17 protein-coding genes are annotated in these 20,584 nt (G+C 68.7%); 6 read left to right on the top strand and 11 right to left on the bottom strand.

Annotated elements, in window-relative coordinates; genetic code table 11:
* Nucleotides 1–58 precede the first annotated feature (58 nt).
* Nucleotides 59–1,177 (bottom strand): Gfo/Idh/MocA family protein, encoded by a 1,119-nt coding sequence (locus P12x_RS28370; protein WP_435008466.1) that lies wholly within the window; start codon nucleotides 1,175–1,177, stop codon nucleotides 59–61.
* Between the two features lie 161 nt (nucleotides 1,178–1,338).
* On the opposite strand from P12x_RS28370, the gene P12x_RS28365 reads away from it, so the two are divergent.
* Entirely contained in the window at nucleotides 1,339–1,590 is a 252-nt protein-coding gene (locus tag P12x_RS28365; protein ID WP_435008465.1) for a hypothetical protein, read from the top strand.
* A 10-nt stretch (nucleotides 1,591–1,600) separates the two neighbouring features.
* Here the strand turns inward: P12x_RS28365 and P12x_RS28360 are convergent, their stop codons facing one another.
* From P12x_RS28360 to P12x_RS28345, 4 genes are read right to left on the bottom strand one after another with little or no spacing between them, the layout of a single operon-like run.
* The gene (locus P12x_RS28360; RefSeq protein ID WP_435008463.1) at nucleotides 1,601–2,422 is read right to left on the bottom strand and encodes a CDP-alcohol phosphatidyltransferase family protein; all 822 of its coding nucleotides are present in this window, start codon (nucleotides 2,420–2,422) and stop codon (nucleotides 1,601–1,603) included.
* Nucleotides 2,419–4,407 (bottom strand): ArnT family glycosyltransferase, encoded by a 1,989-nt coding sequence (locus tag P12x_RS28355; RefSeq protein ID WP_435008462.1) that lies wholly within the window; start codon nucleotides 4,405–4,407, stop codon nucleotides 2,419–2,421. Before P12x_RS28355 ends, P12x_RS28360 begins: the two co-directional genes overlap by 4 nt.
* 31 nt (nucleotides 4,408–4,438) lie before the next feature.
* Nucleotides 4,439–5,980 (bottom strand): lipopolysaccharide biosynthesis protein, encoded by a 1,542-nt coding sequence (locus tag P12x_RS28350; protein WP_435008461.1) that lies wholly within the window; start codon nucleotides 5,978–5,980, stop codon nucleotides 4,439–4,441.
* Entirely contained in the window at nucleotides 5,968–6,678 is a 711-nt protein-coding gene (locus tag P12x_RS28345) for a class I SAM-dependent methyltransferase (protein WP_435008460.1), read from the bottom strand. The genes P12x_RS28350 and P12x_RS28345 overlap by 13 nt, the downstream gene beginning before the upstream one ends.
* Before the next feature lie 251 nt (nucleotides 6,679–6,929).
* On the opposite strand from P12x_RS28345, the gene P12x_RS28340 reads away from it, so the two are divergent.
* Entirely contained in the window at nucleotides 6,930–7,496 is a 567-nt protein-coding gene (locus P12x_RS28340; RefSeq protein ID WP_435008459.1) for a DUF2617 family protein, read from the top strand.
* A gap of 10 nt (nucleotides 7,497–7,506) precedes the next feature.
* Here the strand turns inward: P12x_RS28340 and P12x_RS28335 are convergent, their stop codons facing one another.
* Together P12x_RS28335 and P12x_RS28330 are read right to left on the bottom strand one after the other, a co-directional pair.
* On the bottom strand, nucleotides 7,507–7,929 hold the full coding sequence (locus tag P12x_RS28335; protein ID WP_435008458.1) for a hypothetical protein: 423 nt from the start codon (nucleotides 7,927–7,929) through the stop codon (nucleotides 7,507–7,509).
* A 187-nt stretch (nucleotides 7,930–8,116) separates the two neighbouring features.
* The gene (locus tag P12x_RS28330; protein ID WP_435008457.1) at nucleotides 8,117–9,196 is read right to left on the bottom strand and encodes a DUF1559 domain-containing protein; all 1,080 of its coding nucleotides are present in this window, start codon (nucleotides 9,194–9,196) and stop codon (nucleotides 8,117–8,119) included.
* Between the two features lie 761 nt (nucleotides 9,197–9,957).
* Between P12x_RS28330 and P12x_RS28325 the strand changes: the two genes are divergently transcribed.
* Complete coding sequence (locus P12x_RS28325) at nucleotides 9,958–11,142, top strand: ADP-ribosylglycohydrolase family protein (RefSeq protein ID WP_435008456.1); 1,185 nt, start codon at nucleotides 9,958–9,960, stop codon at nucleotides 11,140–11,142.
* Between the two features lie 210 nt (nucleotides 11,143–11,352).
* The gene (locus P12x_RS28320; RefSeq protein ID WP_435008455.1) at nucleotides 11,353–11,883 is read left to right on the top strand and encodes a TPR end-of-group domain-containing protein; all 531 of its coding nucleotides are present in this window, start codon (nucleotides 11,353–11,355) and stop codon (nucleotides 11,881–11,883) included.
* 279 nt (nucleotides 11,884–12,162) lie between these two features.
* Here P12x_RS28320 and P12x_RS28315 read toward each other — a convergent pair whose 3' ends face one another.
* The 4 genes from P12x_RS28315 to P12x_RS28300 all read right to left on the bottom strand — a co-directional run bounded on the left by P12x_RS28315 (nucleotide 12,163) and on the right by P12x_RS28300 (nucleotide 18,836).
* Nucleotides 12,163–13,134, bottom strand: a complete 972-nt coding sequence (locus P12x_RS28315; protein WP_435008454.1) for an MBL fold metallo-hydrolase — start codon at nucleotides 13,132–13,134, stop codon at nucleotides 12,163–12,165.
* 157 nt (nucleotides 13,135–13,291) lie between these two features.
* Complete coding sequence (locus tag P12x_RS28310; protein WP_435008453.1) at nucleotides 13,292–14,440, bottom strand: AI-2E family transporter; 1,149 nt, start codon at nucleotides 14,438–14,440, stop codon at nucleotides 13,292–13,294.
* Nucleotides 14,441–14,675: 235 nt separating this feature from the next.
* Complete coding sequence (locus P12x_RS28305; RefSeq protein ID WP_435008452.1) at nucleotides 14,676–17,084, bottom strand: FG-GAP repeat domain-containing protein; 2,409 nt, start codon at nucleotides 17,082–17,084, stop codon at nucleotides 14,676–14,678.
* A gap of 654 nt (nucleotides 17,085–17,738) precedes the next feature.
* Nucleotides 17,739–18,836 carry a hypothetical protein gene (locus P12x_RS28300; protein WP_435008451.1) on the bottom strand — a complete coding sequence of 366 codons (1,098 nt, stop codon included), beginning with the start codon at nucleotides 18,834–18,836 and terminating at the stop codon, nucleotides 17,739–17,741.
* A 384-nt stretch (nucleotides 18,837–19,220) separates the two neighbouring features.
* On the opposite strand from P12x_RS28300, the gene P12x_RS28295 reads away from it, so the two are divergent.
* Together P12x_RS28295 and P12x_RS28290 are read left to right on the top strand one after the other, a co-directional pair.
* Nucleotides 19,221–19,688, top strand: a complete 468-nt coding sequence (locus tag P12x_RS28295; protein ID WP_435008450.1) for a hypothetical protein — start codon at nucleotides 19,221–19,223, stop codon at nucleotides 19,686–19,688.
* Nucleotides 19,689–19,907: 219 nt separating this feature from the next.
* Nucleotides 19,908–20,531: a hypothetical protein gene (locus tag P12x_RS28290; protein ID WP_435008449.1), complete on the top strand. Its 624-nt coding sequence runs from the start codon at nucleotides 19,908–19,910 to the stop codon at nucleotides 20,529–20,531.
* The last annotated feature ends 53 nt before the right edge of the window (nucleotides 20,532–20,584 follow it).

Below are 20,584 nucleotides of genomic sequence, written 5' to 3'. Positions count from 1 at the left end.
CAGGTGGCCGGGCCCCGGAGAATGAACCAGTGGGACCGGAAACCGGGAAAGGGGCGAATCAGGGGCGATCGGGCCCGGTCGAAGCCCCCATCGACACGACCCGATGCTCGCGGCTCGCGGTCAGGACGGCGTCGCAGAGGGCCAGGGTTTTCAGGTGATCGCGGCCCGATATGTCGGGCTCGATGTCCTCTTCGATCGCCCGGAGTAGGCCCGCCATGGTCCCGGAGAAGGCGTCGGGGAACCAGGCCTCGGGCCATCGGGGGCGGTGCCATCGGCCCTGATCCTCGACGCTCGAATAGTCGATCGTGCTGGGCGTCCGATCGGGCCACGAGGGCCAGCCGATCGTCCCCAGGGCCAGCCCTTTCGTCCCCTCGACCCGCCAGCGGATCGCGATGTCGGGGGCCGCTCCCTCGCGAGCGGGGCCGGCCCAGACGTCGTCCCAGGCGGAGGCCCGGGTGTTGTTGTCGTATTCCAGGATGTAGAGGTTCAGGCCGTCCTCGTGGGGGAACTTCGTCCGGGGGTCGGGCCGGGTGCTGGCCAGGACCCGGGCGGGGTCGCCCAGCCAGTAGCGGAAGGTGTCGAGGTGGTGGATGCTCATGATGTAGGTGGAGAGCGACCGAGCCCCCTCGGCCCAGGGCATCCAGTGCGGGATGGCCCGCATCTCGATCGTGGCCAGGACCGGGTCGCCGAGGTCCCCCCGCTCCAGCAGACCCTTGAGCACGCGGACCGAGTGGTCGTGCCGCATGTTCTGGTTGACCTGGAGCTTGACCCCGGCCTCGCGACACTCTTCCACCAGCGCCCGGGCCTCGTCCAGCGTCATCGCCAGGGGCTTCTGGGCCAGGATGCCCCGGACCTTCCGGGGATGGGCCAGGATCCGGCGGATCACCCCCGGCTGCTCCAGGGGCGGGACGGCCACGTCGACGACCGAGACCCTCGGGTCGTCCAGCATCGCCTCGACCGACCCGAAGACCGTCCCGAGTCCCCGAGTCTCCGCGACCTCGCGGGCGGTCGACTCGGTCCGGGAGGTCAGCCCGACGACCTGGAATCCCGCGTCGGCATAGGCGACCAGGTGGCAGTCCCGGACGATGAACCCCGCCCCCACGATGCCGATCCCGTGTTCCGGGCTCCGGGGCATCGGGGCGAGGTGGTCCGGGGTCGGTCGGGGTGGAGTGTCCATCCGGAGGGAGGTCCGTGGGAGCGGTGGAGTTCCGGGTCGAAGCTCCCGCCGAATGTCCCCCGCGCGAGGAATCCTGTCAACTCCCGGGAGGATTTGGTCCAATATTCGGACCGATCCGACGAAAGCCGGAGAGACGCCCCTCGCTATAGGAGGTATTTCGGATGTTCGTCCAGGGGATGATTCGAATCGGGATGATCCTGGCCTGCGTGGCGCCCAGCATGCTCTGCTTCTCGCTGGCGGCCGGCTTGCTGTTCAGCGGCATCGATCAGGGCTGGGGCTGGCTCCTGTTCATCGGCGCGCTCGGACTGGACATTCCCAAGCGGCTCTTGAAGGTCCCCGAACCTTGCCCGACGTGCAAGGCCCACGAGGCGTACCAGAAGCCCCAGGGGGCCTATTACGAGGAAGTGGCCTGAAGCCTGGCCCTCATCGCTCGGGCCGGAACCAACGGGCGAATTCCCCTTCGACCGACCCGCCCGAGACGGCCCTCGTGATTCTGGCCATCGCCAGGGTCGGGGCCAGCAGGGCCATCCCCCGGACGCCCCATCGCCAGGCCTCTTGCCAGATCTCGGGCGCGATCCAGGCCGGGAGGGCCAGCGCCGTCAGGGCGATCAGGATGACGTGCGGCTCGCACGCCTTGAACGCCGGCCAGGTGAGCATCCCCCTTCCCGATCTCGGCCAGGGAGCGGGCGGGCTCGGCTTTCCTCCCGATCCGCCCTCGACCCGGAAGGCCCCTTCGGTGGCCTTGAGCCGCTGGAAGAACGCCTTGTACCGGCAGTCGTTGTGCAGGGAGAGGAACGTCCAGCCCGACCCGATCAAGAATCCCTCCGCCGACCACCGGGGGTCGCCCGACTGCTGGGCCAGGCCGTAGCCCAGGCCGAACCCCAGGGCCATCGACGAGGCGTGGTGCATCAGGTAATCGAGATAGACCCCGTCGAGGCTGGCCGTCTTCGTCCATCGGGCGACCTGGCCGTCGACGTGGTCGAGCCAGAAGGCCAGATGGGCCAGCGCGACGCCCGCCACGAAACCAACGCGGGTGCCCGACCCGATCGAGACGGCGGCCCCGATCCCGGCCAGCAGCGACCCCACGGTGACCTGATGGGCCGAGAGCCCCAGCCGGACCGCCGCCCAGGTCCCGTAGACCGCCGACGGCCGACCGACCCTGCGGGCCAGCCAGTTGCCGACCTCGCGATGACGCCCCTTGTGGGCCCTGGCCCGGATCTCCATGAGTGACGGGTGCCGGGTCATCGATGGGCCTCCTCGATCGACTCGGCCAGCCCGAAGATGGCATAACGACGGACCACGCCATCGGCGTCGGCCAGGTCCTCCCGGTAGAGCGGTCGGCCCGAGTCGAGCCAGGGCCCGAGCAGGCGGCCGAGGGTCGGGTCGAACTCCACGGCATCCTCGGGGACCGGCGGGCAGAGCAGGACGTGGGTGAACCCGGCCGCGCGGAGCGTCTCGACGACCTGGCGTGCCGACTCGCCTCGTCGGCCCAGTCCGGTCCGCCTCCGGTGGGCCAGCTCCATCGAGTAGTTGCGAGGCAGGTAGAACCCCCGGTGATCCTGGCCGATGATCTTCGAGTCCTCGGGCAGATGGTCGTCGATCCATCGGCCGACGACGAAGGTCGGCTCGCGTCGGCTCAGGAACGACTCGGTTGACTCTCGACCCAGGACCACGCTCAACCCATGCCGCGTGCGGATCGTGGCCAGGCCCGCTTCGAACATCAGGCAGGCGACCAGGAGCCCGACGAGGACTCGACCGGGGACCGTCCGCCGGTCCCACCAGGCCGAGGCCAGCCAGGCCACCCCCACCGCCATCGGCCCGACGGCGGTCAGGACGAACCGCATGCTCTGGCGCTGGGTCAGGCAGAGGAGCAGGAACGCATAACCGACCCCGACGACGGTCAGGACCCGACGCGGGGGACGCATCCAGAGGAGCGCGGGCAGGAAGAGCAGGAAGGCCGGGCCGAACTGGTGCGAGAAGCTGTCGAACCGGCCGGGCCGGAGCGTCATCGAGCCGAGGGCCGTCAGGAGGTTCCAGGCCGTCACTCGCATCGCCTTCTTCGCGGGATCGAGCACCTCGTCGATCCCCGAACCGCCGAAGACCTGGCGGAAGAACGGATAAACGGGGTTTCCGGTGTGCATGTAAGCCCGGAGATACCAGCCGCCGCCGATCGCGAGGGCGACCAGGCCGAACAGCAGGGCATGCCGGACCTTGCCCCGGATCAGGAAGCCCAGCCCCACGACCCCCGCCAGGACCAGCGCGGGGTACTTCACGCCGAGGGCCAGCCCCATCAGGAGCCCGACCAGGATCGTCGAGCGGCCCGAGGGTCGGTCGAGCCACCGGGTCCAGGCGAAGATCGCCGCGTTGCCGAAGCTCGCCAGGGCCACGTCGTTGAGCGGTGCCCCCATCCCGTTCGAGATCGCCGGGACCAGCAGTGCGATGCTCGAAGCCCAGCGGGCCCGATCCCCCAGGAAGGGGCGGGCCAGCGCCCCGACGTTCGCCGCGAACGCCACCCCCAGGAGCCACTGGATCAGCCGACAGGCGACCGGCCCCCGGATTCCCAGCCCGATGGCATAGAGAGACTCCGTCACCAGGGGATAAATCGTCTCGTGGAGGTCGGGCTCGAACACCGCCGAATGCCGGGCCAGGAAGACCTTCGGGACCTGCAAGTGATAGCAAAGCGCATCGCCGTCCGTGACCGGGGCCAGCGCCGTCAGGAGGGTGCCGACCAGCGCGATCAGGAGCGGGAGGTCGAAGGCCCAGGAAAGCAGCGTCGAACTCTCTACCGCATCTTCTGCCTCCCTCTCCCTCTGGGAGAGGGCCGGGGTGAGGGTCGTCGCATTACCAACGACTGCAAGATCAGCTGCTCCGGCCCTTGTCGGCCTGTCGGGGACCCTCACCCCGGCCCTCTCCCAGGGGGAGAGGGAGGAGGAAAAGACCCCGCCCGACCTGGGGTAGGAGCGAATGGCCCGCGCCGGCCCGGTCACGCCCCCCTGCCCGCCCGCCAGGAGCCCGACCGCCATCAGGCCCCACAACGCCCCGGTCGTCAGCCAGCCGAGTTCCGCCAGCCCGAGGACCCCCAGCGCGAGGATTCCCAACCCCAGCGGGACCGCCAACGCCCAGGCGTCGAGCGGATGCTCCGGGGTCGCGCGGAGTGCCGCCAGGACTCGGAGGCCCAGGCCCGCCGCGACGACGGTGAGGAGGATCAGGAATCCGAGGTCGAGCGGCATCCGTGCATCCTCATCCGTGATGACCGATCATTCAGGCGGCGGATTCTCGGCCCTTCCCGATCCCGCCCCAACCGTGCCGACGTCCCCAAAACCAGAGCGTCGGGAGGAGCCAGGCGGCCAGGATCAGGCAGCGGGCGGCGAACTCGGGCCATCGTCCGAGATCCCCCATCGGCAGATGCGCGGCGATCAGGGTCCCCGATCCGAACCAGGCCAGGGTCCGGGCCAGCCTCGCCTGGTGCGCCCACCAGGGTCGCCAGCCGAGGTCGGGCACCGAGGCCGCGGCGCCGGTCAGCCAGGCCACCGCGAAGTAGCCGATCGTCATCCCCCAGGCGACCCCGACGATCCCCGACCGATCCGCGCCGACCGACCCGGCCAGCGCGGCCAGGGCCAGCCCCGCCAGGGTGGCACACGCCAGGGTGTACGGGCGGCCGACCGCGATCAGCATCTGCCGGGCGGGCCAGGCCAGCCCCAGCAGGAGCGTCCCCGGCAGGAGTGGCCGGAGAGCGGGCAGCCCTTCGGCATACCGGGGCATCACCAGGCCGAGGAAGACCGGCCCGACCAGGTACGCCACCGCGCTCCCGCCGGCCAGGAGCGGGGCCTGGGCCTCGGCCGCCTTCAATGCCTGCCGGGCGACTTCGGCCGGGTCGCGGGTCCGGCCTAATGTGGATTGGAAATAGGTGTACATGACCGCGACGATCCGACCGGCCAGGTCGAGGCTCCAGCTGGTCCCCATGATCGCGATCGTGTAGAGGCCCGCGGCCCTGTCGCCGTCGGGGACCCGCCAGAGGATCAGGACGCGATCCAGGCTCAGGACCGCGCCGAAGGCCGCCGTATTGGCCAGGATCGGCAGTCCGACCTTCATCAAGCGGGCCACCGTCGGGGTGTCCCAGGCCCACCCGAACCGGAGGGGATGCCGGGCGTGGAGGAAGGCGATCTTGGCGACGATGATGACGCCGACCGCCCCCAGGAGCCCCCAGAATCCCGCCAGCCAGAGCCCCGAGCCGACCGCGACGATCGAGACGAGCGACTCGAAGACATCGAGCCTGGTCGTCAGGCCGAATTCCTGATGGGCGCGGAGGACGGCGATGAGGAAGCTCTCGTACCGCTTGAGCAGGGCCAGCCCCGCGACGGCGACCAGGCCCCAGGTCCACTCGTCGGCCCGGGGGTCGGCGGACACCAGGGGGGCGCGGAGCCAGGCCCAGGCGACCAGGCCGATCGCGTAGGCCAGGCAGGTCAGCGTGTTGGTGGTGTGGGCGACGTCGGCGATCCGGCGGGCCTCCTCCTCCCGGCCGGCGGCCCGGAGGATCGGGATCTCCTGGACGGCCCCCAGCCCCACCCCCAGGCTCGACCGGTTGGTGTTGTCGAGGTAGAGCCTCAGGCCGGTGTAGACCCCGAGCTGCGCGGGGTCGAGGCCCCAGCGGAGCATCAGGGCGGTGATCGTCCCCAGGGCCCGTTCGAGCTGGCCGCCGATGGTGACGATCAGGCTATCGCGGACCGCCCGCTTCCCCTCGGCTCGCGGCCCGGTCGGTGTGGGCGTGGGCCGGAGATCCATAGGGCGGGTCAGCGATGCCACAGTTCGGCCACGCAGAACTGCGAATCGTAGGGGGCGCTGGGGATCGGGCCGACCTCGGCCAGGGGGATGCCCCGGTCGAGATACCAGGCGGCGGTGTCGTAGCCGTACCGGTTGTAGGTGATGTCGAGATCCTCATTGTGGGCCGCGAAGCGGCGGCCGACGCGGATCAGCTCGCGGCGAATCGCCTCGGCGATCGGCGGGGCATTGTGGAGGATCACCGCCGAGGTCACGACCAGGTCGAACGAGTTGTCGGCGAACGGGAGCCTCATGCCCGAGGCCAGCGCCAGCTCGACCCCTTCGACGCCATCGAGATAATCGCGGGCCTTCTCCAGCTGCGATGGGCTGAAGTCGACCCCGGTGATCGGGACCTCGACCTGATTCCGGATCGCCCGGATCAGCTTGCCGTAGCCGCAACCGACCTCCAGGATCGAGGTGGGCTGATAGTGGGAGATCCGGCGGGCTAGCCATTCGGCGCGCATGGTCCGGGCTTCCTGCCCCTCCTGCTCGCGGAAGTAGTCGTGCCCGCCCCGGAGGGTCCAGTATTCGCGAGGGTCGGCATAGATCAGCTTGCGTTTGAACCCCGGCCAGCGGCCGAGGGCCCGGCGCATCGCCTTGTGCCAGGCGTACTTCGCCCCTCGGCGACGCCAGGCTTGCCAGGCCCGAACGGGCAGGATTGACGGATCGGGCGGCTGTTCCACGGTGAGGCCCTCTTCCTTGATGGGCGACGACCTTCCCTCGACACGGCCGACGCGTCCCGAACGGGCGCGAAGGGCGTAAAGGTGGAGGGAGGCCCGACGGCGCGGGCAGTCCGTCGGGGAGTGTAGTGGCGAGGCCCCGAGCGGTCAACCCGGACCGTCGATCATCCTTCCCGATCCGTTTGCTGGCCCGGTGTCCGCGTTTTATAATGGGATGTGGCCCAGGAGTCGGCCGCGGAAAGGGGAGTCGGGCGATGGGATCGAGCTTGAGTCAATCGCGGGTGGCCGACCTCGCCTTCCAGGTCTTCGGCCGGACGCTCCACCCCGATTGGTTCGCGGTCAAGGCCCACCGGAGGGTCGCGGTCGACGGCTGGCTCGCCGACATTCGGATCGTCGAGGGGGGGCACGCGGTGACCTGGCGGTCGGGCGAGGTCCGGCTGACCGAGGTCCTGACCGGCCCTTCGGCCGCGCTCCCGGAGGCGGGCCTCCTGTTCCACTCGCCGGTCCGGCACGAGAGGGCCGCGATGATCCGGCCCGCCTCGGGTTTCGAGTACCAGGCCTGCCTGGAGGTCGAGCGGATCGACCCCGAGGTCTTCGACCATCTCTGCGACGAGATGACCCGCGACGCCGCCCGCGACCGGCTCTATCACCGATGGTCCGACGCCAACCGGATGGCCCCGCCCGCGATCAGCCACGTCGCCTTCGAGTCGAGGGCCCGGGGGCTCCTGGTCCACGCCTTCCACTCGTTCCCGGCCGAGCGGGCGATCGTCCGGACCCAGTCGCTCTTCGAGGTCCCGGTCGCCCGCCCGATGCCCGGTTGATCCATCGGGGTTAGCGTCGGGCGAAGGGGACCTCGACCTTCTCGCCCTCGACGGTCGCTTCCAGGACGCCTCGGATCTCGTCGCTGTACGGCCCCGGTGCCGAGGCGAATCGCCCCTCCTTGCCGGGCAGGTCCTGCTGCGTCAGGGGGATCGGCGGCAAGGATCCCTGGGCGATTTTCACGTCGGTCGGGGCCGTGGCCAGGGGAGTCGTCCCATCGGGCCCGTAGAAATAGGCCGTGACGAGACGAGGCCCCTTCGAGGCCCCCTCTTTCCTCTCGACGCCGATCTCCACCGAGCCCTTCTTGTTCGGGAAGACGAACGAGACGCCGCCGTGAGGCGCGGCACCCAGGAGGTTGGATTCGGGAGCGGTCGGCTCGCAGCCGGCCATCGACCCGAGCAGGAAAAGTGTCGCGAATCGGATCGTTCGACTCATGGGGAAAGCACCAGGGGGTATCCAGGGGAGGAGGGCCGGTCATCGGACTCGACGACGTCTCGATGCCGCGACGGAGTGGAGGGCCTTGTCATCGAGCGAGGCACGTCCATCGTGACGATGGCCGGCCCTGGGGCATGGATCCCCCGGCCACCGATCATCGTCCCGTGGTTCATCCGCGAGCCGGCGATCAATAACTGTCGGAGCTGATGACCTCGCCGCCGTTGCGGGTCGAGAGCTGCTGGTAGACCCCGAGCTTGGCCCCCGGGTTGATCGTGAAGATGATGTTCTTGGCGTCGTAGGCGACATTGTCGGGCATCGAGTCGCCATAGCTATCGGTATTGCCGGCCCCGAACGACCACGAGCTGATGGTGCTCTTGATGAACCGGACCGAGCCGTCGCAGAAGGCCATGTTCACGCCGCCGGGGTGCCGGCTGGCCGCGGCGGTCGGGTAATAATACTTGATCCCGGCCGGGGTCAGGCCCGGCGTCGAGGACGTCCCGACGTTGGGCGGGTACAGGGTGGTGAACTGGGTGTCGTAGTAATTGCCCGTGTACCAGGCGTAGTCGGAGACGGAGTAGGACAGGCTGTAGATCGGCAGCAGGTTCTTGACGTGCTCGCCATAGATGAACGTGTTGCTCGTCCCATCGGTGATCGCCGCGATGTTGATCGCGGCGTCCGGGAAGATCACCCCGTTGGTCTGGCCCTGCCGGGCCGCGTAGTTGGACGTCCCCTTGTAATTGTTGTTATGGAAGGTCCCCTGGCAGCCGGCATAGCTCGAGAAATAGCAGTTGAAGACCGGGCTCGTGGGGTACGAGTCGAATCCGAAGTTGGAATTCGGCACATTGGCGATCGGCTGGGGGTCGTTGATATCGCTGGGACAGGACAGGATGGCCAGGCGGATCCCCGCGACGGTGATGTTGTCGACGTTCCGCTGGGTCAGGGAGAAGTTGACCGCGTTGTAGAGGGGGGACTGCTCGGAGAACGGGAGGAGTCGGACGAAGCTGCTGAAACTGGTGACGAAGTAAGACGGGCCCTTGACCGGATCGATCTGCGACATCGCGCCGGGGGGGAAGGCCAGGTTGACGTCGTGGTAATTCTGGGCGGCCAGGGCGAGTTGTTTCAGGTTGTTGACGCACTGAGAACGGCGGGCGGCCTCGCGGGCGGCCTGGACGGCGGGCAGGAGCAGGGCGATGAGCACGGCGATGATGGCGATGACGACCAGCAGTTCGATGAGCGTAAAGCCGCGACGGGCTGCGGAGCGGGGCATGTGGGGTCCTCGGGGGGCGAGTTCGATGGGGCAGAAGACTTCCGAGACGTGAGACATTTTCGGCGGGGTTGCGAGGGTGTTTGATTATAATCGTGCGGGGCGTTGACTTTGTGAATATTGCGAGAAAGTTGGGCGATTCAAGAAATTAATCTTGTTTCCGCCGGACGAACCGGCATGAGCCTGGGGGTTCGACTCGGTGGGGGTGAGTCCGTCGGGACCGCTTCCCGAGACGACCCCGATTTCTCCGCTGATCGCCGAGGGTATCCAGCCGCGCCGTTCCTCAGGGTTGCGACGGAGGAAGGTGGGCTAACCCGGCAACGGGCGTATTTTGCGGTACTCCAGCAAGGCGGGAGGGTCGATATTTCGATCGGACGCACTCGCCGAGATGGTCGACTCGGCTCATCGAATTGTTTCTTCATCTCTCCTGGCATGATGATCTTTTGTTGACTGCCTGACGCCCGGGACGACGATTGCCACCAGTCGGAGGGCCGTGGGCCGGTCTGTTCGGGAGGGTTGAATGGTGGAGTCGTGACGGGAAAATCAAAAAGACGGGGAGAGCCTCCGAGAGGACCTAAGTGAAGATTGGGTCAAGCGTCCGTGCTGCCACCGTATCGTCTCTGGGGGGCGATCAGGGTATTGGCCCGCCAAATTTCGATTGGCGAGCCACGTCGCTCCCGTTAGTTTCGTTCCGTTCCAGCGAGATTAGGGAGGCCCGCCGCCCGGCGCGGGTGCCCTTGGGGTTCTGTAGGAGCCGAGTTAAGATGCCGCTATCGACCCGCATCGACCGCGTCCGAGGGTGTTTGCTCGGGATGGCGATCGGCGACGCGTTGGGGGCCCCGCTGGAAGGGCTCGGCGCTCAACAGATCCGGGCTCATTATCAGGTGGTCACGGATTATGTCGATGGGGCGCGTGCCTGGAAGAATAAGCCGTACCGATGGCGGCTCCCGGGGCTCTACTCGGACGACACCCAGCAGGCCCTGGCGCTGACCGACGTCCTGCTGGCCAACGGCCGGGTCGACCTCGCCCACCTGACGGCGATCTACCTGGAGATGGCCTCGCCCGACGGCGGATACGCCGGTGCCCATCGCGGCGTGGGGCGGAGCTTCCGGCAGGTCCTGGGCGACCTGAAACGCGGCGTCTCGCCGGAGCGGAGCGGCCAGGGCTCGGCGGGGATCGGGGCCGCCATGAGGATCGCCCCGCTGGCCCTCTATTTCGCCGAGGATCCCGAGGGGATGCACGAGGCGGTCATGGCCGCCAGCCTGATGACCCATCGCGACGTCCGGAGCATCGCCGGGGCCCACGCCGTGGCCATCGCCGTCCGCCGCCTCGCCGCCGGGGCCGGGCGCGACCCGAGCTTTTTGTTCCGGGTCGCGGCCGACGTGGCCAGGGCCGAGGACCGGATCGCCGCCGAGCATCCCGGATCGGTCGCCTCGATCGCCCCCTTCGGCCGGAGCCTCTCGCTGGCCATCGCCCGGACCGAGTCGCTCCTGGACATCCCGCGCGATCGGGCCCTCACCGCCCTGGCCGAGGAGGCCAACAAGCACGGGGCCGAGCCGATCTGCAAGCGGGCCACCATGGGCTTCCCCCCCGCCTGCATCCCGGCGTGCCTCTATCTCCTGCTGACCACCGACAGCTTCGAGGAGGCCCTGATCGAGGTCGTGAACCTCGGCGGCGATGCCGACTCCACCGGGGCGATCCTGGGGGCCATGGCCGGCGCCCACTACGGGGTCGGCGAGATCCCCGTCCGCTGGCTCGCCGGCCTCCAGAATCGCGAGGGCGTGGACGCCCGGGCCCTGGCCCTGGCCCATCGCTCGACCGAAGGGATCGAGATCCCGGATCTCATCTCCACCGAGCAAGCCCTCAGCGCCCGCGAGGCCGAGTGCCGGAGCTACCTGATCGCCCACACGCCCAACGGCGGCGACCTCGGCGCCAATCGCAGGATCTGATCGACGACTCGATCCCGGGCGAACCCCGGTCGCTCGACCGGGGTCGGGGTGAGGGCCGTGATTCCCCCCTCGTCCCGATGGCCGCCGGTCGCTCGGCCCGACTCCCGACCTTTCCGAAGATCCTCCGGTCGGGTAGGATATGAGGAGCGATACCGCCCGCCCCTCGCGCCGGCCCGGGCGTGTGCGAACATCGCCCGAGGAGGACGACGCGTGGGGGACATCCAGCAGACTTACGACCGGATCAAACGCCAGCTTGGCGAGGCCGAGGGTTACCTGCTGCTCAACCTCCCCGCCCGCGCCCTGGAGATCCTCGAAGGGCGGGCCGACTGGGCCACCATGCAGTTCGAGGCCAGCCTCCTGACCGGCGAGGCCCTCCGGGTCCTGGGACGCCATCGCGACGCCCTGAAGCCGCTGGAGGTCGCCGCCGCCCTCCGACCCGGCGACATCGGCGTGGCCATCGCCCTGGGGTGGTGCTACAAGAGGACTCATCGGCTCGCCCAGGCCATCGACGCCCTCGATCGAGCCCTCCGTCACAATCCGGAGGAAGCCCTCCTGCACTACAACCTCTCGTGCTACTGGAGCCTGGCCGGCAACGCCTCCAAGTCGCTCGACGAACTCTCCGCCGCGCTCGACCTCGACCCCGAACTCCGGACCCGGATCGCCGACGAGCCCGACTTCGACGCCCTCCGAGGCAATCCCGAGTTCGAGCGATTGACCGTCGGCCCGGCCCCGCTGGCCTGAGACGTTTCACGCCGTTGGCCCGGTGAATGACCCGTATCTTCCCGTAGGGCAGGACTTGTCCTGCCTCGGGGTGGTTCTCAGCAGGGTCAGCCCTTCGGAAAGTTTGTCTCTTCGCGGGTGGTTGCCAGCCGGAATCGAGGGGGCACTCGCCTCGGCCCTTCGGCCCATAATATCCCGGTCCGGTGGGACGATTCTCCACAGTATTTTCGGGAGGCTGGGTGAAGTCGGGGCCGGCGTTGGTCGGATGCCCTGGACCCGCCTCCACCCTCCGGGCCGCGATCAGGCCTTGCCCCGGTGCATGACCAGCCCGCTATAAACGAGCCGGGCGAAATGCGTCCCCTTGAACACCCCCTGGCCCCATCGGGCGTCGAGGCTCGCCAGGGGCCGGGCCGCGGCCACCTCGTCGACCGTCTTTCCGGCTTCGAACAGCGGCTCGACCTTGGCTCGGGCCTGGGCCAGCATGTCGCGGAAGTCCCTCAGGTCCTCGGGGTTGGCCATCGGGCCGTGCCCGGGGATGATCCGGGTCGAGGCGTCGGCGACTTCGAGCATCCGGTCGGCCGCCGCGACCATCCCGCCGATCCAGCCGCCCGAGGAGCTGTCGATGTTCGGGTAGGCCCCCTTGGCAAACAGGTCGCCGGCGTGCAGGACGTTGGCCTTCCGGAAGTGGAGGAAGACGTCCCCATCAGTGTGGGCGGGGGCGACGTGGATGAGCCGGATCTCCTCGCCGTTGAGATAGAGGGTCGCCTCGTCGCCGATGGTCACCACAGGGAGCGCGGCCTCGGGCGCGGGGTCGGTCCGGATCTTGTAGTCGGCCATGTATTGCTCGGAGCCCAGCCGCTTCCGGGTGTTCTCGTGGGCGACGATCTTCGCGCCCGCATCGGCGAAGGCCCCATTCCCCCCGGCGTGGTCGAGGTGCCAGTGGGTGTCGATCAAGGTCAACGGGCCCTCGCTCCTCTTCCGGATGGCGGCGATCAGCCCGACAGCCCCGAGCGGCACGAACGAGTCGACAACCACCGCGCCATCGGGCCCCGTTGAGACCGCGACATTCCCGCCCGGCCCGGTCACCAGGTACAGTCGAGAGCCCAGGCTGGAGACCTCGATCGGGATCGAGTTCATCGCCGGGAGAACCTTCGCCATCAATTCGGGGAGCGGGATCTCATCCCCCGCTACTTGCTGGGATAAGGCCGGGCTCGCCCAGGCCGAGGATGCCGCCAGGCTCGCCATCATCTTCAGCGTGTCTCGTCGATTCATGAGCGGTGGTGACCCTTCGAGACCTTGAGATTCGCCCGGCCCCCCGGGCCGGCCGAGCCGGTATTATGGGCCGGCGTGGACCCCAGGGAACCGCCCGGGGCGGATCGAGAGGCGTCCGGGCGATGCCTTCCGGGGCCGGGGGTGGTGGCCGAGATGGTCAGCCTTCCTTCCCGACCTTCCCCCCTTCGGGCCGATCCTGGGCAGGGTCGACGTCGGCCAGGGCGTCCAGGGTCGGGGTGTCGGGGGAGATGGACAGGACTCCTCGGAGCAGGATCATCAGCGGCATCGCGAGGGCCAGGCCCGCCGGGCCCAGGAGGAAGCCGAAGAAGAGGACCCCGAAGAGGACCGTCACCGGGTCGATGTCCACGGCCTTCCCGTACAGGAGCGGCGCGACGACATAGCCCTCGATGGTCTGCAGGATCGCGAACACCGCGACGACCGCCAACGGTTGCCAGAGCCCGTCGCCCGAACCCAGGGCCGCCAGCGCGGGCAGGGCCCCGGCGATCACCGGGCCGAAGAACGGGATCAACTCCAGGGCACCGGTCAGGACGCCCCAGAGGATCGGCTGCGGGACGCCGAGCAGCCAGAGCACCAGGCTGATCACCAGGGCATAGGTGGCCGACATCATCGCCAGGTATCCCAGGTAGGTCCCGACCTGCCCGGCGACCCGGGAGAGGGTCCGGTCGCGAGGCCGGAGTCCCAGGCTCTCCGAGGCCAGCCGGAGCCGCTTGATCCATTCCGTGCGGCCCTGGAGCATGTAGCAGAGGAAGGCCAGGAACAGGACCGTGCCGCCCAGGAAGCCGAAGGTGCCGCCGATCCCGGTCACCAGCCAGCTTCCCAGCGACTCGACATTCCGGCGGAGCAGCCCCTGGAAGTAGGACTTCGGGTCGCCCTCGGCCCCCGAGGGACCTTCCCCGCCCCCGGACTTCCCCAGATCCTTGATGAGTGGATCGGCCCCGATGGCATGGGTCAACCGGGCGGCGAGATCGCCAAGCTTCTGGAAATAACGCCCGGCGTCCTGGCCGATCGAAGTCAATTGATAGGCGATCAGCCCGCCCATCCCGAGCAGGACCAGCAGGACCGCGAGCGTGCAGGCCAGGCTCGATCCGGTCCGCCCCAGCCCCAGGCGCTCCAGCCGCCGGGCGACCGGGGCCAGCGCGATGGACAGGACCAGGGCCAGCAGGAACGGGACCAGGATCGAGGACAGGACGTGGACCGCGGCGAAGGCCAGGATGATCGCGACCAGCCGCATCGACGTGCTCGGGTGATCCTCGCACTCGGTCGGTTGGATCTCGGCGGTCGTCATGAGCGGGGATTCCTCCGTTTGCAGGATGACCGGCCCGTACCCGCTCCTTGCGGCGCGGGAAGGGGTTCGCGATCGAGTTAGGGGGGGGCCGCGCCCCGGATTAATGATCGCGGATCTCGGCGAGAATTATCGGAGGATCCCGAAATCCGCGATCCGCAACCCTCGGGGCCGGCACGCGGCACCTATCCTGCAAATCTCTCGCCAGCCGGCCGGGCATCGGCCGGGCGATCGAGCCTCAGGGGGTCCGGGCGTCGGCCGCCTTCACCGGCTCCTTCTCCTTTTCTTTCTCGGGGCCGGGGTCCTGCCGGTAGACGAGGACCCGGTCGTGGACGATCAGGACGAGGTCGGATCGGCCGTCGCCGTCGACGTCGCCGATGGCGAGGTCACGCGGCTCGATCAGGTCGGCGGCATTCCGTCGGGCCTTCCGCTCGAAGACCTTGAAGGCGATGGTCCGGGCCAGGTCGGGCTGCCCGGCGTAGGTGGCCATCTCGATGAAGTGCTCGGCGATGTCGATCAGGACGACGTCGGGCTGGCCGTCGGCGTTGAGGTCCCCCACGGCGAGGTCGCCGAACCGGGCCTCATTCCGGGGCGACTCGTAGCTGGCCAGGGTCCGGAGCTTCTGGCCGGGCTTGCCCGTGACCACGACCCCGAAGCGAGAGGTCCCCGCCAGCAGGAGATCATCGCGGCCGTCGCCGTCGAGGTCGGCCACGCGCATCCCCTGGAAGTCCTCGAACGGCCCGACCGAGAGCGACCCGCTCGGCCGGTAGATCCCGTCCTTCTTCGACAGGAAGAGGATCGACTTGGAGACCCGGTCCAGCAGGGCGATCTCCTTGACGCCGTCGCCGTCGAGGTCGATCGCCGAGGCTCCCTGGACCTGGGCCGAGGCCCGGCCGGAGTCGAACTGGTCCTGGACCGCCCACTGGCCCGCCCGGTCGAGGAGGAGCTTCCGGGCGAACGATTGCTGGGCGACGATCAGCGCGGGCTCGCCATCGAGCGTGGTGACCGAGAGGCCCCCTCGGGCCACGCCGGCCAGCGGCCCGAGCCCGCCGGCCGCGGGCGCGGGGGGCTCGCCGGCCCGGCCCAGCAGGAGGAGCGGAGGCCCATAGACGTCGAAGACCAGGACGTCGGGCATGTTGTCGCGGTTGACGTCCACCACCGTGATCGCCGGGGGGACCCCGCCGACCCCCTTGAGCGGGACCTTGTCCACCGGCCCCCACCGGAACGGCAGGAACGTGCCCGACTTGTCGCGGGCCAGGGCCCGGAGCGTGAACAGGTCCGAGGTCGACCCCTCGGCGCGGTCGCGGGTCACATAGAGGATCTCGGGCGTCTTGTCGCCGTCGAGGTCGGCCACGCTCAGGGCCACCGGGTCGCCGCTGGTCGGCAGGGGGGCGGGGAAGGTCAGCCGGCCATCCTGGAGGACGCTCCGGCCGAGCTGCTTCTCCTTCTCGGAGACGACGTAGACCTCGGCCTTGCCGTCGCCATCGAGGTCGCCCAGCTTGATCGGGCCGCCGCCGACCAGCCCCGGGAAGGTCTTCGACTCGCCCAGGCCGGCCTTCCCCGACTGGAGATGGACCACGAACTGGGCCCGGGCCGGGTCGGTCGCCACCACGTCGGCCAGGCCGTCGCCGTCGAGGTCGCCCAGGTCGAGCGACCGCCCCTGTTCGCTCCCGGGGGGGAGCGGATAGAAGCTCAGTCGGCCGTTCTTCAGGCCCTCCTCGTCGGCCCCCAGGGTCAGGACGCGGGTCCGGCCCGACTGGTTCTCGATGGTCAGCAGCTCCGAGCCGGGCTTGCCGTCGACCTGCCCGAAGGCGTAGGCCCGCAGGGGTTCCAGGGCGAATCGTTCCTCGGGGCCGTGCCGCCCCCCCTCGACCGCGAACCGGACCCGGATCGGATCATCGGGGCCGCCGTTGAGCATCACCAGGTCGACCACCCCGTTGCCGTCGAGGTCGACGGCCCGGATCATCCGGGGATTATCCAAGGTGTGCGGGAGCCGCTCGGGCTCGGCCAGCTTCCCCTTCTCGCGCTGGTAGATCACCACGACCTCGTCCTTGGTCAGCAGCGCCAGGTCGTCGCGGCCGTCGCGATCGAGGTCCCCTACCGTGAGCGATCCCGAGGCCTCGACCGCCTCCCCGGTGTTGATCTTCTTGACGTCCCCGAACCGGCCGTTCCCCCGGTTGTAGAGGATCTCGATCCCGGCGGGGTTGCCGTAATAGGCCAGGTCGAGCTTGCCGTCGCCGTCGAAATCGCCGACCTGGAGGCTGACGATCTCCTTGTTGACCGGCACGCTGACCGGCCGCATCCGCTGGTCGCTGGGGAGCTGGTTGACCTCGTCGGCCGCGGCCGGGGCGACCTCCCCCTCGGGCCGGGGCGTGGTCAGGAGGAGGTCGATCCGCGACCGGGCGTTGTTGACGACCGCGATGTCGTCGACCCGGTCGCCGTCGAGGTCCCGGACGGTCAGGCCGCCGATCCGGTTCTCGACCTTGTAGACCTCCAGCGGGAGGAACCCGTAGTAGTCGGCCAGCCGGGTGTCGTCCCCGAAGGACACGCCCCCCAGCGCCGCCAGGGAACCCAGGGCCAGTCCCAGCTCACGCAACCGTCCCGCGATGGCACGTCTCAAGGTCGTCATCCTAAGTTGGAGATCCATCCCGGCCGCTCCGGTCGGCCCAATCGCTCCAGAGTAAAGTTCGCCCGCCCCCGCGACAAGGCGCGGGGATCCCGGACGAGGAGATTGGGAGTACCGCAGATCCCGGCCACCCCGGCCGCATCCGGGATCGGGCCGCCGGAGGCTTTGGAGTGCGGAAGCTTGCTCCCGCTTTGCTTGAGCGGAGCTTGCTCCGCGGGATGGGCGTTGGCGTGGGTCGTTGGTTCCCGGAGCAAGCTCCGGGGCGTATCGCGTGAGCAAGCTCCCGCACTCCAAAGCGGCTTCGCCGAGAGGAGACTGCCCCAGGGCGGAGCTTGCTCGGCCGAAGACGCCCGGAAAACCCGGGCACACCCGGAGGATCGTCGGGCGAGAGGGTCCGACCGAACTCGCCCGGTGGGTTCGTTCCGGCCCGAGCCTGGCTTCGTTCTTGATGTATAATAAAACATGGATTTGATTGGCGTGACATCGGGGGCATTCGGCCTCCTCGGTATCGATGGACCGGGCATTTTCGGGCCTCAAACCATTCAAGCTGGCCCGGCGCGGCCGGATCTCCGGCCGGGAGCCTCCTATCGGGCCGGTGGATGGCGCGCGGGGACGGCCTCGAACCGGGTTTCGGCCCGAGGAGGGCGAGTCGACCGACATTGGTCCCGAGTCTCATCAGGCCCGGAGCTTTTCCAACTTCCGGCGTCGCTGATGGCGGCGGGCATCGGCCCGGTCGGCCTTCCTCTGCCGGCGGTCGGCCAGGATCATCGGGATGTCCAGGCCTTCGCCGGGCGCGGGAAGCTCGTGCAATTCGAGGTCGAACGGCGGGTGGACCGACTTCGGGGCCGAGGGGTCAAGGAGCAGGTCGATCTTGACCTCGGGCAGCGGCGGAGCGGGGGGTGACTTCGGGTCCGGCGATCGCTCGTGATGGCCGAGCCATTCCTGCCGCAGGCCCCGGGGCGAGTCGCGATCGGGGATCTCGGACCGGAGCTGCTGGACGCACCAGCGGAGCCTCCGGTGGAGGGTCGATTCGTATCGGCGGAGCCGGTTGAGTTCGGGGTCGTCGAAGTCGCGGAGGTCCGACCGGGCCAGCGACTGCCGGGCTTCATCCAGGCCCTCGACCCGCTCGCGAAGCTCCTTCAAGGCGGCGATCTCGCGACGGGCCACGCCGGCCGGGTCGCCGGGCGCATCGGCCCGCCTCCCCTCGAAGTCGAGGGCGGCTCCGGGCTCGCGGCCCTCGCGAAACGCGCCCGGGGTGGCCAGGAGGTCGAAGGCGAGCCGGGTCTGATCGGGGGTCCAGGCCCCCTTCTCGTCGGCCACGTGGGCGAGCATCGCCCACCGGGTCATCAGCCATTCGCATCCCTGGATCGACTTCCGGAGCTGGTGGACCACCGCTTCCGGCCGATGCGCCAACTGCTCGCCGAGCAGGCAGGCTTCGAGCCGACGATTTTCCTCCCAGGAGACCTCGGCCTCGATCGCGATCCGGTCGCGGACCCGGCGCTCGATCCGCTCGCAGCGCTCGATCCGGATGCTCAGCAGCGAGACCTCGGTGACTATCCAGGCCTGGAAGTGGTTCTGAGGCCGAAGGGCACCGAAGTAGTCATAGGCCCGGTCCTGGACCAGTTTCGCATCCTCGGCGACCACGACCGACGAGCAGAGCCCGTGCTTCAGGGCGTTCGCCCGGGATCGCTCCTTCCCTTCCGGGGTCTTCGGGCCGGTGCTCCGGAGGGCATTGCGTCGGTTCGCGGCCAGTCGGGCTTCGGAGACGATCATGGGGCGGCCTCGCGGGAAATCGAAGGTCCGGGGAGAACTCCCTCGAACATTCGCGACCGCGATCGGCCCGGTATCACACTTTTCGGGCCGGGCCGGGAGAATTCGCCCCGATGGGCCCCCGAGTCGATCGATCGATTAAAAAATTCGAAGGATTCGAATCATTCATCTATATCAAAAGATATATTATGTTCAAAGTGTGTATTTTTTGAAATCATCGTCCTGCGTCCGCCTCCGGATCGTAGCTCATTCGGGGGGAGAGGGCGAGTTGCCCCCCCGCCGAAGGGCTGGTCGCGGCGGGTCCGCACCACGCGCGGGTCGGGAAGTCTTCGCGACCGATCTGCCTGGCCGGCCACATCTAATGGATAATGGATGGAGTTGCCGAACATGAGCGAGTCGATGGTGGATTGCCCGCACTGTTCGACGCGAGTCCTACCCATGACGGGGAGGATCTGCCCGGCTTGCCGCCGGAGTTTCGACGCCCCGCGTGACCAGGGAATGTCGAACGGTCGGGCGGTCGAGGCGGCCTGCGGCTACGTGGCGCATCAGATTCATCTCGGGGTCGAGCCCTGGAGGATCGAGCAAAGCCTGACCGAGCGGGGATTCAGCGGCGAGTCGGCATCAACCCTCGTCCGAAACGTGAAGCAGGCCCGATCCCGGGTGCTCCAGGAGGCCGGCCGGAGGGACATCGTGTTCGGTGCCCTCTGGTGCTTCCTGGGCCTCGCCCTGTCGGCGATCTCCTTCCGGATGGCCGTGGCGTCCGGCGGCGGTCGAATGCTCCTGGCCTGGGGGCCGATCCTCTTCGGCGGGCTTCAATTCTTGCGCGGGATGATGCAGGCGGGCGGGGAGGAATAGCCGATGGCGGGACTCCTCGGGAGGAGGGATGGCCCTCGGCCCGCGAGGGCGTCCGATTTCTCGCGAATTCGTCGCAACTTCGCCCATCAATCCCAATAGGTCAGGAAGGCTGATTCAGCATTGATGCGGTTCGAAATGACGTCGGTGGCGGGGAAGCCAGCGGAGTGGCCTGACCCTCTCCCAACGACTTATCTCCTTGAAAGGACGGAAGGAACGACGATGAACACGGAGACGATTGGAGACCGGCTCGCCTGCCGGTCGACCGCGATCGATGCCGTCGGCCAGCCTGCCGAGCAATTTCGGCCATCCCCGGCCAACCTGGTCGCGGGCGTGATCCTCGGCCTCCTGCTCAGCGGGGCCGGGCTCGCCCTCCTGGCCTTCGGCACGCGTGAGGTCATCAAGGTCGGCGGCCGAATGCCTATGTCTGCGGATGGGCAGATCTCGTGGCTCTCGGTCGGGATCATGGCCCTCACCTCGATCGGATTGACGGTCGGCGGGATCTTGCTGCTCCGCTGGGTCTACTCGACCTCCTCGCTGCGAGTCTCCCTCTGCCCCGGGGGCTTCTTCTACGAATCCGCCGCGAAGACCGTGGCGTTCCCGTGGGACCAGATCGCCTCGGTGACGGAGACGATCCTCCACGAACGAGTCCCCCTGGCGAGGGGGGCCGCGAAATACGCGATGCCCGAGGCGACAAGCCGAAGCTTCCTGGTCTACCGGGGCGACGGAGAGAAATTCGCCTTCAACCGCAATACGCTCGGGAGGAGCGACAAGCTCGGGGAGACGCTCCGGGAACAAGCCTGGCAGCGAAACATCCCGTGGTATGTCGTTGAGCGATACGCCTGATTGCTGCACGACGATCGACTCCTGGCGGGACGGAGTTCCCGTCAGCTCCGACT

The organism is Tundrisphaera lichenicola (genome assembly GCF_051175385.1).
Lineage (GTDB): Bacteria > Planctomycetota > Planctomycetia > Isosphaerales > Isosphaeraceae > Tundrisphaera > Tundrisphaera lichenicola.
Note: the sequence above shows the minus strand (reverse complement) of the source record. Positions and strands in the feature narration are given on the sequence as shown.